13 protein-coding genes are annotated in these 15,300 nt (G+C 41.9%); 8 read left to right on the top strand and 5 right to left on the bottom strand.

The window, feature by feature from the left end; translation table 11 throughout:
• Positions 1–30: 30 nt before the first annotated feature.
• Positions 31–2,148: an AAA family ATPase gene (locus AB6E51_RS20130; protein ID WP_371955749.1), complete on the top strand. Its 2,118-nt coding sequence runs from the start codon at positions 31–33 to the stop codon at positions 2,146–2,148.
• A gap of 270 nt (positions 2,149–2,418) precedes the next feature.
• On the opposite strand, the gene AB6E51_RS20135 is transcribed toward AB6E51_RS20130, so the two are convergent.
• Positions 2,419–2,787 carry an MbcA/ParS/Xre antitoxin family protein gene (locus AB6E51_RS20135; protein ID WP_371955750.1) on the bottom strand — a complete coding sequence of 123 codons (369 nt, stop codon included), beginning with the start codon at positions 2,785–2,787 and terminating at the stop codon, positions 2,419–2,421.
• A 393-nt stretch (positions 2,788–3,180) separates the two neighbouring features.
• On the opposite strand from AB6E51_RS20135, the gene AB6E51_RS20140 reads away from it, so the two are divergent.
• Positions 3,181–3,384, top strand: coding sequence for a hypothetical protein (locus AB6E51_RS20140; protein WP_102278096.1), 204 nt, complete (start codon positions 3,181–3,183; stop codon positions 3,382–3,384).
• A gap of 231 nt (positions 3,385–3,615) precedes the next feature.
• Here the strand turns inward: AB6E51_RS20140 and AB6E51_RS20145 are convergent, their stop codons facing one another.
• The 4 genes from AB6E51_RS20145 to AB6E51_RS20160 form a co-directional block, all read right to left on the bottom strand.
• Positions 3,616–4,194 (bottom strand): SHOCT domain-containing protein, encoded by a 579-nt coding sequence (locus AB6E51_RS20145; RefSeq protein WP_371955484.1) that lies wholly within the window; start codon positions 4,192–4,194, stop codon positions 3,616–3,618.
• A gap of 173 nt (positions 4,195–4,367) precedes the next feature.
• On the bottom strand, positions 4,368–5,105 hold the full coding sequence (locus tag AB6E51_RS20150; protein WP_371955485.1) for a hypothetical protein: 738 nt from the start codon (positions 5,103–5,105) through the stop codon (positions 4,368–4,370).
• Positions 5,106–5,161: 56 nt separating this feature from the next.
• Positions 5,162–5,335 (bottom strand): hypothetical protein, encoded by a 174-nt coding sequence (locus AB6E51_RS20155; protein WP_371955486.1) that lies wholly within the window; start codon positions 5,333–5,335, stop codon positions 5,162–5,164.
• 9 nt (positions 5,336–5,344) lie between these two features.
• On the bottom strand, positions 5,345–5,941 hold the full coding sequence (locus AB6E51_RS20160) for a tyrosine-type recombinase/integrase (RefSeq protein WP_371955487.1): 597 nt from the start codon (positions 5,939–5,941) through the stop codon (positions 5,345–5,347).
• 110 nt (positions 5,942–6,051) lie between these two features.
• On the opposite strand from AB6E51_RS20160, the gene AB6E51_RS20165 reads away from it, so the two are divergent.
• The 6 genes from AB6E51_RS20165 (at position 6,052) to AB6E51_RS20190 (ending at position 15,034) form a co-directional block, all read left to right on the top strand.
• The gene (locus tag AB6E51_RS20165; RefSeq protein ID WP_371955488.1) at positions 6,052–7,755 is read left to right on the top strand and encodes an N-6 DNA methylase; all 1,704 of its coding nucleotides are present in this window, start codon (positions 6,052–6,054) and stop codon (positions 7,753–7,755) included.
• The gene (locus tag AB6E51_RS20170) at positions 7,745–9,049 is read left to right on the top strand and encodes a restriction endonuclease subunit S (RefSeq protein ID WP_371955489.1); all 1,305 of its coding nucleotides are present in this window, start codon (positions 7,745–7,747) and stop codon (positions 9,047–9,049) included. The genes AB6E51_RS20165 and AB6E51_RS20170 overlap by 11 nt, the downstream gene beginning before the upstream one ends.
• Positions 9,046–10,068, top strand: coding sequence for a DNA-binding protein (locus AB6E51_RS20175; RefSeq protein ID WP_371955490.1), 1,023 nt, complete (start codon positions 9,046–9,048; stop codon positions 10,066–10,068). The genes AB6E51_RS20170 and AB6E51_RS20175 overlap by 4 nt, the downstream gene beginning before the upstream one ends.
• Positions 10,068–10,517, top strand: a complete 450-nt coding sequence (locus AB6E51_RS20180) for a type II toxin-antitoxin system death-on-curing family toxin (RefSeq protein WP_371955491.1) — start codon at positions 10,068–10,070, stop codon at positions 10,515–10,517. Before AB6E51_RS20175 ends, AB6E51_RS20180 begins: the two co-directional genes overlap by 1 nt.
• 108 nt (positions 10,518–10,625) lie before the next feature.
• Positions 10,626–11,804 (top strand): hypothetical protein, encoded by a 1,179-nt coding sequence (locus tag AB6E51_RS20185; protein WP_371955492.1) that lies wholly within the window; start codon positions 10,626–10,628, stop codon positions 11,802–11,804.
• Positions 11,805–11,806: 2 nt separating this feature from the next.
• Entirely contained in the window at positions 11,807–15,034 is a 3,228-nt protein-coding gene (locus AB6E51_RS20190) for a type I restriction endonuclease subunit R (RefSeq protein WP_371955493.1), read from the top strand.
• The last annotated feature ends 266 nt before the right edge of the window (positions 15,035–15,300 follow it).

The following is a 15,300-nucleotide window of genomic DNA, read 5'->3' on the forward strand; positions in this document are numbered from 1 at the left end:
ATCACAACTGTGTACGGCTTGAGAAATGGCATGTACAGATTCAATGGTATGTTCGTGCGGATCGACGACTATGTAAATCGTGTACCAGCTAAATCCTATGCTTCGGTAGAATTAAACGAAAAGAAGCTCAATGCTGAACCAAGAGCAGGTCAGGTATGGGAGTTGTTAGGAGACGTGGACGAGAAGGCTGTAAACCATAGTGGTTATGAGCTTACACAATATTCTTTTACCCAACCGGACGCTGTTATGGTGCTACCAGAAACAGTAGAAGAGTTTATTCAGTTTGTTTCTAGGGAACCAGATTTCGAGGGTATTGGAGAGATAAAAGCGCGAAGAGTCTTCGAGGCATTTGGGGTAAAGTTATTTGAGTTACTTGAAACAGGAGAAACGAAGGAGATAAGTGACCTATTCACACCTCAACTGGCAAGTAAGCTCGCAGAAGGGTATCGAAAATACGAAAACCTAAACGATGCTCTCTATTTTGCAAAAATGGGCATTCCGCCATCAGTTCAGCAAAGACTTTTTAAGTACCACAAGTCTGAGGCTGTACAACAGATAAAACAAAATCCTTATTTGTTACAGTACTTTGGTGTCTCATTTAAAGATACAGATACATTAGCAACTGAAGCTTTCAAAGTAGATCTGTATGACCCACGAAGGATGAATGCAATAGTTGAAAAGGCAATGCATCAGCACTGTAAAGAAGGACACACAGTCGCTCAAATTGACGAGCTTTGGCACTTGGTTATGGAGATCTGTGAGGATGATGAAAGTTTGGCTGAGGAGTGCCTTGTAAATGCTCACAGCTCGCTCGCTATCTATTACAACGATAAGACTCAGCAGGTTCACCATACTGGCCTGTACATCATGGAGAGCGTGATCGCCAAGCGTATAAACTATTTGGCGAACTTAGGGAGTGGGTGGCGCTCTAGGGCTGATGAGGCCTACAAAAATGCAGTGGCTCAATTCAAGTTCCCATTAACTGAGAAGCAAAATGAAGCAATAATTCGGAGTCTTGAGCATCACGTATTTATCCTAACAGGTGGAGCAGGTACGGGTAAAACAACTGTAATGAAGGCAATTGTCGATAGCTATATGGCTCTTGACTTCAAAGTGTACGGAGTTGCACTAAGTGGTAGAGCAGCAAAGCGATTGCATGAGTCCATCCTAATTGAAACTCAAACTATACATAGATTCTTGATGCTGAATGATGCAGATATCAATAGCGATGAGTCAACGCTACTCGTGATTGATGAGGCTTCTATGATTGATGTGCCTAGCCTCTATAAGTTAGTTATGAAGCTACCTAAGAGTACACGAATCATATTCGTAGGAGATGATGAGCAGCTACCACCTATCGGCGCAGGGCTAGTTCTGTCGGAGTTTATACAGTATGGAGATCTACCAAGAACGCACCTTGACGTTGTTCGTCGGCAAAAGGATGAAACGGGTATTCCTGACTATGCAGATGACATTAGGAATTCGAGAGTCCCAAAGGAACTGAATTATAAGAATGTTTTCTTCACCGAAACCAGTAGGGCTAATATCGTCAACGACATGGTTGATTTATATCTCAAGTTGAAAGCCAGTACTGCTGTCCAAGTCATATCACCAACAAGAAAGATTGCCAGCGAGGTTAACCAACTTTGTCAGGCAATAGCGAACCCTTATGGAAAAAAACTTTTGATCATATCTCCTGAGGGGCGAGTTGAAGATATTGGACTCAGGTTGGGTGACCCAATCATATTTACAAGAAATAACTATGAGATTGACATACAGAATGGGACTTTAGGCAAGATTATTGAACTCCACGATAAGGAGAATAAAAGTGTCTTGGCTAGGGCGAAAATTGATACAGGGCGAATCGTTGAGATCACGATGGAGATCTTGGATCATATGGAACTCGCGTATGCTATCACATTGCACAAAGCACAAGGAAGTCAATTCCCAACAGTAATCGCACCCATCATAGATCACCGACTCATAGATAAGTCGTGGGTATACACAGCTAACACAAGAGCGTCTGAAAGTATGTATTGGCTGGGCAGTGAGCAGGCATTCGCAAAGGCAATAACGTCTCCGACAAAAGTAAGTAGGAGAAAGGTATGTCTGGCTGAGTTGCTACGGGAGTCTACATTAGTAGGTTGAAAAGCATGTTTGGATGCATTGGGAGCTGATGACGCTGTCAATACGATTAGCGCCTCTGGTGAAACTGGTAACACGCACGAAGCCTATGATTCTAGTGATTGCATTGCACATCGTTATTCAGGTGCCTGCCATAATTAGTTCACTTTAGGTGAATTAGCCTGAATCAGTTTGTCTAAAATTTGCTGGCTAAAACTCACGGTATTGTCTGGTATTGAAATTCTGAACCGAGCGATACCGCTCATGTTTGATGAGTTGTATGAAGGGGTAGGGTTAATGCTGAACCTGTTTATTCAACAGTGTTATCACCCTCTGAAAATCGCCAGTCATCATTAAATCCAGAGGTGTCAGTCCGCCAAGATGTTTGTTATGCATCTTAACCCAGCCATAGAGCAGTTCATTATTCTTTGGGTATAGAAGCCTGAGGTACTTATGTATCGTCAGTAGATGTCTGGCGCGAGATCTGATGTCGCCTTTGTTAGGTAAACCAGTGCTCCCATCTCTCATGCCTCTCAGTACCTCGTCATCACTATCTGACATTCCTAAAATTTTGAGTTGAGTTGAATCTTGTACCCCCCAGAGGGTAAACATTTTGACAATGGCCTTAGCGACTATCACTGTTTCGTCTATATCATGCGGCATAATATTTCCTATGACTAATAATCACCTGAGAGGTTGTTTAAATGAACAGTAATTCAAGTAGTTAAAATAGTCCAATTAGAGCTAGATTCGTCACATAGATCTAGGTAAATTTAATACACGATAACGCCCGAATCCACCCCAAATAATGCTGATGTGATGATAGTTAGGCTTATGCATCTTGAGAGCATTTTTATCCGTTGAATAAATTGCTTCGGGACAAAAGCATGCTGGTATCGTAGCGTGGTCGGTAGATAGTGAAGAGTCTGGAACGTGGCACGACATACATGATAACTATGTCGCAGGTACATATCTGAATGGCGGGTACTACGTGCAATAAAGGCTCGACTCGACTATAACGTTTCAGTAGTAATCGATTTTATCAGGAGTTGAGTTATGGAATTGCCTTATCTAGAGGAATTTCGAATGGTTGGGGCGGAGTTTCCGCTGGTAGACCCGTCTGAACTGCCACCCAAATGGGAGCGGTTTTTTGATGAATTTATGCGAGGGCAGTCGGTGCCACACCCTGTTTATGTATATGCTCACGACTGGAATTCATTTTGTGTTCGAGTCAAGCAAGGTGATATCAAAATAGACTGATTCCCACTAAGGTGTACTGACTCATATACGATCTGACACCTTTGGTTATGACCCGTAACCTATTCGTACAGGACTGCCCCTTATGTCACCAAAATCGGTTTGGGACAAAAGCAATTTAGGTTAAATGCGTTGGCTGTGCTCCTGTAAAGACTAAATAAACAAAGGCTGCAAATGCAGCCTGTCAATATCACTGTATGTAGAGCGAGAGCCATGCACAGTTAAGTGTTATTTTTAGTTTCTTTTTAAAAGCTTGGCTCTAGCCTCGTTAAACTCTTCTTCTGAGATGTAACCGTCTTCTTTGAGCTTAGCCCATTTTGTTAATTCATCCGCTACAGAATATTGCTTTAACTTCTCACCTCTGATGATGTCTACCTCTGACTGAACGTTCGTATTTGGTTTAGTTGTTGTTGAAAAGATTCCATTGCTCTCTACCCACTCTCTGTGTCTATTCATAGGGGAGTAAAATAAAACCTGTACAGCAACCAAGTAGGCGAAAGCAATACCAGAGAATATTAGCGAAACAAAGAATTCATCATCGTAATACCAGCTATTTTCTTCACTAAAATACTTACTACCCCAATAGATGGAGCTGAGAGTGCATACGATAAGAACTAGGAATGTATAACCCTTAAAGTTTTTAACCGCAGTCTCTATACTGGAGAAGTTTTGATTCCTCTTCATCATATAGATACCAAAAGCTAAAAATATAGCTGGGATAATGCCAACCATAAAAACTACTGATGGAGCAAAAAGAAGTGCAAAAATTAGCAATTTGCCTTGGTCATTGCTGGTCATTGGTTGATTCTGCAATTTACTTTCCTTTTATAAGTGTCAAGTTACTTGAATGATTGTTATCGAATTGTACTTGATAACAATCTGAAATGAATAGAACCAAAGGTGTATCGTTTCGTGTATATCACTTTACGTGACTAGGGAAAAACGGCTTAGAGGTATTTAGCTGCCTTCCTTTCAGGTTTTTTGGTTCAGATACTTCTTAGCTTGGCAGTTAAAGCGCTTTGTAATGTATCAATACCCTCTCCATTTTTTAAATAGGTTTGAATTCTGTGTCCGTGAAGATCTGACGGGATATGTTCTAGCGTTTGACTAATCGGTATTACTATCTTACCCAAAGTATGTGCGATTCCGACCTCGTACATCACATTAGGGTTACGTCCAGAGAAATCAGCAATAACAATTTTAGAGCGATAGATTAAAGAGAAGATGTCTTGAAGTATTGTTGAATGCTCCCAAATGTCATCAGCTCTCTGGCTGCGGTAACCTGCCTGTTTACATGCCCTAACAATGCCTTGGTGAACATCGTCAAAACCTGCAAATGGCATCATTATTGACACTAGGTCATTCTCGACTTCAGAGCTAGGTATTTGAAAAATGTTTGGAGTAAAAACTATGGACTTTGTTGACTCTGTTGGAGCAGTAGACACTGACACTTTGCCTGTTAAAGGATAATTACGGTCTAAGAAGCTCGTGATATCATCAAGAGAATTTCTATGGTAGGTAAACATACTTTTAAGTACGTCACCTACAGCAGTAGGATAGTCAGGGTCTCCAAAACTCAGTGAGCGTAACAAGCGTGGGTGATTCTCGATTATATGTTGGCAATCAGTTGTATCTCCAATAGTGATCCAATCTGCTTGGTCAAACGTATTAATTGCAACTATGCGCTTTCTTAAGGCGTAAATTTTTTGATGATGTTCTTGCATCTAAATTCTCTTTCAAATGGGTTGCTTAGTTCGGGTTTGACGTCCAGTTGTTTGTGTCAGTTATCTACAACCTCAACGGTTTTATGTTGCGCACCATAGTAAGTGCCCTCATCAATGATGTAACGCAGTGCCACACCACAACTTGGGCAATCAAACCCTTCGTTTGGCTCAATGCATTCGTCTTCAATCCAATCCCAACCAAAGTGGTCTTCACATTCAGGGCATTGCATGATGGTTCCTCATGTCTCACAACTCTCTGAAATCCTTAGCGCATCTTCAATCTCGACGCCAAGGTATTCAATCGTGCTTTCTAACTTAGCATGACCTAGAAGTAATTGAATAGCCCTAAGATTCTTCGTTTTAGCGTAGATCAAAGAAGCTTTTGTTCGGCGCAGTGAGTGCGTGCCGTATTGCGTTTTATCGAGTCCTATATCAGTAACCCAGCGGTTAACCATTGTGGTGTAGTAATGGTACGAGATGGGTTGTCCTTCACGGCGTGGGCTTGGAAAGAGATAGTCTGTTGGTGACAACGAGTTTTGGATGATCCATTGAGACAAGGTTTGCTGCGTCTTAGGTGTTATCTCGAAGTGCACTTCTTGCTGGGTCTTCTGCTGTTTCACTATGGTTCTCGACATAACGCAGCCGCTGCGGCTGACATCTTGAACTTTCAAGTTGCGTAAATCACACGGCCTCAACTTACAGTCGATGGCTAGATTGAACAGTGCCAACTCAAACAAGCGTTCTTCCAATTCAAGTCGAATACGGATGCGCCAGATGTCCTCTAGTTTAAATGCTTTCTTCTGACCTACACGCTTCCCTTTATTCCAAGCTTCCATAATGTGCTCCTTACTTCATAAAAATGCTCTTTAAGTAAGGCAGAAATCAAAGATAATGCTGCATCCAGTGGTATGATTGACGGAATATTTCTATAACAAGAAAACTTCCAATGAATCAAACAGAACAACAGTATTTGAAAGAGCTTGAAGGCAAGCTTTGGAACGCCGCAGACAAGCTACGCTCAACGCTAGACGCAGCGCAGTACAAACATGCAGTGTTAGGTCTAATCTTCGTTAAGTACGTCTCTGATGCGTTTAAGCTGCGTCAGGATGAGATTAAAGCCGACCTTGCTAACCCTGAGCATGAATACTATCTAGATCCTGCTGACTTCTCGGAAGAAGAACTAGCAGAAGAGATTGCGATTGAACTAGAACAGCGTGATTTCTACACAGAGAAAAACGTGTTCTGGCTACCTACTGAATCGCGTTGGCAGTTCCTGCAAGACAACGGCCCATTGGTTATTGGTGGTGCTGAGCTAGATATTAATGGTAAAGCAAAGAAGATCACTTCTGTTGGCCATTTAATTGATAACGCACTTGAAGGTATCGAACGCGATAACCCGAAACTGAAAGGTGTGCTTAACAAATCATACTCTTCATTGAAGATTGACCAAGCCAAGCTTAATGAACTTATTAACCTGATTGCGACAATCCCGTTTGTTCATGCCGACCTCAACAGTAAAGATATCCTAGGTCATGTATACGAATACATGCTTGGTCAGTTCGCACTGGCTGAAGGTAAAAAAGGTGGTCAGTTCTATACGCCAGCATCAATCGTAACGCTGATCGTAGAGATGATTGAACCGTTTGAAGGTCGTGTCTATGACCCTGCAATGGGTTCTGGTGGTTTCTTTGTTCAATCAGAGAAGTTCATCGAGCGTCATGCAAATGAGAAGAAGGTTGATGCCCTTACTCAGAAGCAGAAGATCTCTATCTACGGTCAAGAATATAACCATACAACGTGGCAGCTAGCGGCGATGAACATGGCGATCCGTGGTCTTGATTATGACTTTGGTAAAGAGCCGGCAAGTACCTACACTAACGTACAGCACCCAGATCTTCGTGCTGATTTCATCATGGCTAACCCTCCATTCAACATGAAAGAGTGGAACACGGGTGTTGATGATAACGATCCTCGCTTCAAATACGGTCAACCACCATCAGGTAATGCGAACTTCGCATGGATGCAGCACATGCTTCACCATCTAGCACCTGAAGGCTCTCAGGCACTCCTGTTGGCAAATGGCTCGATGAGTTCAACGACTAACAACGAGGGCACTATTCGTCAGGCGTTAATCGAGAACGACTTGATTGAATGTATGGTGGCACTTCCGGGACAACTGTTCACTAATACTCAGATCCCTGCGTGTATTTGGTTCTTAACTAGGAATAAGAATCCTCGTGTTGATAAAGCAGGTCGTAAGCTACGTGGCCGTAAAGGTGAAGTATTATTCATTGATGCTCGTAATCTTGGTTTCATGAAAGACCGTGTATTACGTGACTTCAGCTTTGATGACATTAAGAAAGTCGCCGACCTATTCCATGCTTGGAAGACGGGTGAAGAAATCCATGGCTTAGCTTATGAAGACCAAGCTGGATTCTGTAAATCCGCCACATTAGAAGAAATTACTAAGCACGATTTCGTTCTGACTCCGGGCCGTTACGTTGGCGCTGCTGAAGAAGAAGACGATGGTATTCCATTCGGTGAAAAGATGGTGACGCTGACTTCAAAGCTAAGTGAGCAGTTTGCAGAGTCGGCAACGCTAGAAGCTGAGATTAAGAAGAACCTAGCGGGGTTAGGTTATGACTTCTAATTGGGCAACAATTAGATTGGATGAATGCGCTTCTTTTCAAGAAGGCTATGTAAATCCGACACAGAAAAAAGAGCATTACTTTGATGGCCCAGTAAAATGGCTACGTGCTGTTGATTTAAATAATGGTTCAATACGCGATACATCAAGAACCTTATCCGAAGAAGGTTTCAAAAGTGCGGGTAAAAGTGCCTTACTATTTGAACCGGGAACTTTAGCTATAAGTAAGTCAGGGACTATTGGCCGTATTGGTATCCTTGAAGATTACATGTGTGGTAACCGTGCGGTTATTAACATAAAGGTTAATCAAGACGTATGCGACAACCTATATATCTTCTATGTCCTATTAACCAGCCGAAAGGTAATAGAGACACTTGCTGTTGGGAGTGTTCAAAAGAACTTGTATACATCAGCACTTGGTAGCTTGGAATTAAAACTCCCCCCGCTACCAATTCAGCAAGCTATTGCGATACAGTTATCTACATTGGATAAAAAGATTGATTTGAATGCACAAACGAACCAAACCTTAGAAGAGATGGCGCAAGCCATCTTCAAGTCATGGTTTGTCGACTTCGATCCAGTCAAAGCTAAGATGAATAGTGAACTACCTGAAGGAATGGATGCTGCCACTGCCTCGCTATTCCCAGAAAAGCTAGTTAGCGAAACAGGCCTACCTGAAGGCTGGATACAGTCTGAGATCGGTGATGAAGTAACAGTTGTTGGTGGTGGAACTCCATCTAAAAAGAATGATGATTTTTGGGTAGATGGTGATATTCATTGGACATCACCTAAAGACCTTTCTGGTGTTCAAGATAAGGTACTACTCGATACCGCGAGTAAAGTTACAGAAGCTGGTTTGAAAAAAATTAGTTCAGGGCTACTTCCTATAGATACGGTTTTGTTATCTTCCCGTGCTCCGGTCGGTTATCTAGCTCTAGCTAAAGTTCCAATGGCAATTAATCAAGGCTACATCGCAATGAAGTGCGAAAAGCAATTACCACCTGAGTTTGTTCTCCAATGGTGTGTTCACCGTATGGATGAGATTAAGCAACGCGCTAGTGGTAGTACATTCGCCGAAATCAGTAAGAAGAGCTTCAAGCCTATTTCAGTTGTAGTTCCAAGTGGCGAAGTGCTAAGTGCCTATCGAAAAGTAGTGAAGCCTCTCTATGACGCAATAACTTCTAATGCTCGCCAAAATGAACAGCTTTCGACGTTGCGGGATACTCTGTTACCTAAACTCTTATCCGGAGAGGTAAATTTAGAAGAAGACCGTAGTTTATCAGGAGCCTTAATATGAACCTTGAGTTAACAACCTCGATGGTTGCAAGACAGAATATCTTAAATAATCAGTATGCTTTAGTTCAGTTGGAGGAGCATTTAGATTTATCTGGGTTGGTTTTAGATGGCGTGATTGTCTTCACCAAAGCACAAGTAGCAAGCTTGTTAGCGATTGATGAACGCACAGTTGAACGCTATTTGGCTAAGGATGATGGTGAGTTAAAGGCAAATGGCTATCAAATTGTTAAGGGAAAAACCCTTAAAAACATGAAGTTATGCTATGCGGGCGACACTGATGTCGGTCGGATGATTGATCCTAAAGCATCTAGTTTAGGGTTGTTCGATTTTAAAGCATTTCTAAACTTGACTATGTTAGTCACTGAAAGTGAAAGAGCAAAAGCCATACGAAGTCGAGTTTTGGACATTGTTATTGATGTTATTGCTCAGAAAGCAGGGGGTCATACTAAGTATGTCAACCAAAGAGATCAGGATTACTTGCCGTCATCATTTCAAGAAGAAAGCTACAGAAAGCAATTCACTAACGCGCTTCGAGATTATTTAGAAATGGGCAATCACAAATATGCGATTTATACCGATAAGATCTATCAAGTTGTATTTTTGGGTAATGCTGCTGAGTATAAGCAAGTTTTGAAACTCGCCGATAAGGATAAGACACGTGACACAATGTACAGTGAAGTGCTTAATGTTATCGCAAGTTTTGAGCATGGTCTTGCGGAGGAAATGGAGCAAGAGTCTCAAGAAAAAGGCCGGAAGCTATTACCTGTAGAGCTTGACTCTATCATCGAAAAAGCGAGTAGAACTCCTTATTTGAAACCTCAGATCGAAGATGCAAGAACTAAAATGGCGAGCAGAGATCTAGGGTTCCGTTCGGCTTTACATCAACGTTTAGAACACTACGTACAGTCAGTGCCTCAAAGTGATTTTGATAAGTTTCTTGGAGACAAAAGTCGTTCTTTGGAAGAGCAGTTGGAAGATACGAGAACACTAGATGTTCTCAAGCGCTTGAAGGATCGCTAATGACTTTACCTCTCTTTTATTTTGATGTTGAGCACGCAGTAAACACTCATGATTGGATCATTGATAACAGTGGTGGGCTGTCGGGGACTAAGAATGTTGGGCAGTTAGAGAGTGTGCTTGATCATATTCAGAATGATCTTTATTACCCGAATCTTGAAGACAAGCTTACACATTTGGTTTTCTCCATTAATAAGTTTCACGCGTTTAATGATGGGAATAAACGCTCAAGCTTAGTTTTAGGGGCTTACTTTTTAGAGGTTAACGGCTATGACTACTGCCTCAAGAAATTTGTTTTTGAAATGGAAAATATTGTCGTGTGGGTTGCTGAAAATAAGATAGATAAAGTGTTGTTACAAGAGATCATTACTTCAATCATCATGGACGATGACTACCCAGAAGCATTGAAGCTCAAGATAATTATTGCCACTGAGGAAAACATCGATGAATGAAGCTTTTCCTAAATTGCTTTCCGGCGAAATCGAGCTGGGCTAAAAAACTGCATATATAAAATAGCCTCACAACTTCATTGAGTATTGAGGCTTTCTTGAGGATAAAAAATGGAAAGTTTACTCGTTAATGTAAGCAAGTATGCATCCAGCCATCAAACATCTCCGACAGAAAACTTCATTACTGAAGCTTTTGCGTGGCTGCTAAAACATGATGAAGCAGTTAGGAAAGCATACGTTGAGGTATTGGCTAGCAAAGTACCTCAGCATAAAACTGAGATCATCAAGTTATCTTTATCTTCTGATGTTGAAACGCAAGTCAATTTCGGTGGTAAGTATCCTGACTTACTGTGGAGTTCAACAGATGATGACTTTTGTCTTATCTTTGAACACAAGGTTTGGTCTGAATTACATAACAAACAGTTGAGCAATTATCGAAAATTTGCCGAAGAACACTTAAGTAAGCCGTTTTTGATTGCTCTTGTTACAGGGCACTCGGGGCAACATCGTCAATCACCAGATCTGGCATTATGCTGGTATGAAATTGCAACTTTAATAGAAAATGTATCTAGCAATGGCACTAGCACTGAAAACTGGTTACGTAATGAGTTTGTAAAATTATTGAAAAGCAATGGCTTAGTGAACTCAACACCATTAAATCCGTTAGCTATTGCCTACTACAATGAAGTCCAGAACATAGATAAACAGCTTTATGAGATTGTTCGCAGAACTGTGCAGAGGTCTTGGGCTATATGTGAAAGCAATCAAACCGTTAATTTCAACCATCCTCCAAGACACCGAAATGCTCGTGGCCGATACGATGCATTCGGGCGAATCGGTTTAGAGTTTTCATCAGTAAACACAATAAACGATCAAAGCGGTTGGATACCCGGTGTGTTTTGTGGATTTATTATCAATGGTGATGATCACTTGGTTCATGACTTGTTGAAAAGTGGTCCTATTGCTGCGATGGTCTTGAGCGTGAATAAAACCCTCCAATCAAAGCTTAAATCTAACGGTTACTATGATTTGATGGTGAAAGAGCTTCGAGAAAAGTTACCTAGTGATTGGGAACTAAGCGACAGAACGGAGTCAGGAAATAAACTTAACTCGTGGCATCCTCTTGTTATCTATAAAAAGCTATCGAGCTTTGTTGAGGGGACTCAAAACTTGGATCAGCAAACTGAAATGTTCATTAAGGAAATGCAGGCATTACAGAAGTTGTTAGTTGAGAGTGATACCTTCGGTGGCTTTTATCGTGAAATGCATCATCTGACTAGTAAGGGCTAATTTTGATCACAGAAGACCAGTTAGAACAAGAATGTATTAGGTGGTTCACCGACCAAGGTTACCTCTATAAAAATGGCTATGACATCGCACCTGATGGAGATTCTCCGGAGCGTGATGATTATCATCAAGTTGTTTTAAAACAACGGCTATTAAATCAATTAGCAATCATCAATCCAGAGCTTCCGATAGAGGCACTGAATGATGTGGTTAACACGGTATCTTCCCCCGATACGCCAATTCTTATTAAAAACAACCGCGCCTTCCACAAGTTTGTGATTGAAGGGGTGCCTGTCGAATACACGGCAGTTGAAGACGGCGAATCGAAGACAAAGCATACTCACGCTCAGTTAATGGATTTTACGACGCCTGATAACAATGAGTTCCTTATCGTGAATCAGTTTACGATTACAGGTACCAAAGGAAACCGCCGCCCTGATGTTGTGGTGTTTATTAACGGCTTACCAATCTCAGTCATCGAGTTAAAAAATCCAGCCGATGAGCATGCCGACATTTGGAATGCCTTCAATCAGCTTCAAACCTACAAAGATGAAATTTCAGATCTGTTTGTTTTCAATGAAGCGTTAATTGTCAGTGATGGTTGGACGGCTCGCGTTGGTTCATTAACGGCAAATAAAGAGCGATTCTTACCTTGGAAAACAGTCGCTACGGAGGACGATAGACCGTTATTGGAATTTCAATTAGAAACCATGGTTCGTGGCTTCTTCAAGCAAGATCTACTCCTCGATTATATTCGTTACTTTGTACTATTCGAAACTGACAACGACAAAATCATCAAGAAAATAGCAGGCTACCACCAGTTCCACGCAGTGAGAGCGGCTGTTGAGGCGACGGTTCGCGCCGCCAATACATCAGGTAACTTCCTTGAGAGCACAATACCTGCCCTAGAAAAGATTAAGCAAGGTAGCGGTAAAGCTGGCGTGGTTTGGCATACACAAGGCAGTGGCAAAAGTATATCTATGGTTTGCTACGCAAGTAAGCTGTTACAGCAAGCATCCATGAATAACCCAACGATCGTGGTGGTGACTGATCGAAATGATCTCGATGGGCAGCTTTACAACACCTTTGGGATGGCGCAAGAGACGTTAAAGCAAATACCTCAGCAAGCGGACGACCGAGATGCGTTACGTGAACTGCTTTTAAATCGCCAATCTGGCGGCATCATATTCACGACGATTCAAAAGTTCGCTTTATTAGATGAAGAGACAGAGCACCCTAGGCTATCTGAGCGAAGTAATATTGTTGTCGTTTCTGATGAAGCGCACCGCAGCCAGTATGGCAACAAGTCAAAGATGGTTGAAGTGAAGGACAAAAACGGCACTGTAACGGGTCACAAGTACGTTTATGGTTATTCCAAGTATATGCGTGACGCATTGCCTAATGCTTCATTCATAGGCTTTACAGGGACACCTATCGCAATGGATGACAAAGACACGCGTGGTGTTTTTGGTGAGTATGTCTCTATCTATGATATTCAAGATGCCGTTGATGATGGTGCCACTGTGCCTATCTACTACGAATCTCGCCTCGCTAAGCTTGATATTAACCAAGATGAAATTGAGCAACTTAACGATAAAGTTGAAGATGAAATCGGTGAAGATGAAGAAACGGCAGATCGTGAAAAAGTAAAATCAGAATGGGCAACGTTAGAAAAACTTGTAGGCGCAGAGCCTCGTATTGAACAAGTCGCAAAAGATCTCGTTGAACATTTCACAACTCGAACGTCGACCTTTCCCGGTAAGGCGATGATTGTTTCGATGAGTCGAGAAATCTGTGTCGATCTTTACAATGCTATTGTGGCAATTAAACCAGAGTGGCATCACCCAGATACCGATAAAGGTGCAATCAAGATTGTGATGACTGGCTCTGCATCAGACAAAGAAAAGATGCAGCCTCACATCCATGATAAGAAAACAAAAAAACTATTCGAGAAGCGTTACAAAGATACTGACGATGAGCTTCAACTCGTTATCGTTCGAGATATGTGGTTAACAGGATTTGATGCGCCTTGTTGTCATACCATGTATATCGACAAGCCAATGAAAGGGCATAACCTGATGCAGGCGATTGCTCGTGTTAACCGAGTATTCAAAGATAAACCCGGTGGTTTGGTTGTCGATTATATTGGTATCGCAAATGAGCTTAAAAATGCATTGAAAACCTATACCAACAGCCAAGGCAAAGGACAACCCACCGTCGATACGGCAGAAGCGTTTTCAGTATTGATGGAAAAAGTTGATATCATTCGAGGTATGTTCGCAACACCCGTTGATACAAAGGTATTCAATTACCGTCCAGACTTTGAAACGGATGCATTGCGCTTGTTACCGGGAGCAGTGAACCATTTGTCAGGTTTATCTCATACTGACGCTAACGGAAAACAAGTCAGGGACGGAAAGAGGCGATTCCTCGATGTGATGGCTGCTTTGGCTAAAGCATATTCACTGTGTAGCACCATGGATGAAACTCACGGTTATAAGAACGAAATTGCCTTTTATTCTGCGATCAAGACAGCTTTTATCAAGCACTCAACGGTAGACAAGAAACGCACTGATGAGGAGCGCAATACAGCATTGAAGCAAATTCTAAATAATGCAGTTGTAGCCGATGGTGTTGATGACATTTTCACTATGGTTGGGCTTGATAAGCCAAATATCGGGCTTCTCTCTGAAGAGTTCTTAGAAGATGTAAAGAACATGAAAGAGAAAAACCTTGCGGTAGAGCTGTTAGAAAAGCTACTTCGTGATGAAGTTAAATCTCGCATGAAGAATGATGTCGTACAGGAGAAGAAATACTCTGAGCGTATTATGTCGACGCTTCAAAAATATCATAACCGCAGCATTGAAACAGCTCAAGTTATCGAAGAGTTGATTCAGTGGGCGAAAGAGATGCAAGAAGATGGAGAGTTACTAGACAAGCTCAACCTCTCTGTCGACGAAATTGCTTTTTATCGCGCCTTGGTCGACAACGAGTCATCAGTTCGAGAGCTTGGTGATGATAATTTGCGTAAGCTTGCTATTGAATTGACTCATCAACTGCGCAAGTCAGCCACGGTAGATTGGCAAAAAAGAGATAGTGTTCGTGCTCGCATGCGTAATCTTGTACGTCGCCTGCTGCGTAGATGGAAATACCCGCCAGATGCTGCTGAAGAAGCAATTAAGCTTGTGTTAGAACAAGCTGAAGTGCTTGCTGATGGGTGGTACGCTGCATGATTTTAATCGAGGCAAGGTGTGAAAACCTTGCCTTTTGCAATTATTACCACCTAACCTAGAGCATATGTAATTCCTTGATAGATATTAGTGATACACTAACATATAGAAACAGAGCCTCCCTAGAAGCGTGTGACACTTAGCGAAAAGCAACAACATCCCCCAAGAAGCGTGTGACGTCTTAGCGAAAAGCAACAACATCCCCCTAGAAGCGTGTGACGTCTTAGTTAAAAGCAACAACATCCCCCTAGAAGCGTGTGACACTTAGC

Source organism: Vibrio sp. 10N.247.311.47, assembly GCF_041467535.1.
In the GTDB taxonomy this organism is placed as follows: Bacteria; Pseudomonadota; Gammaproteobacteria; order Enterobacterales; family Vibrionaceae; genus Vibrio; species Vibrio crassostreae_C.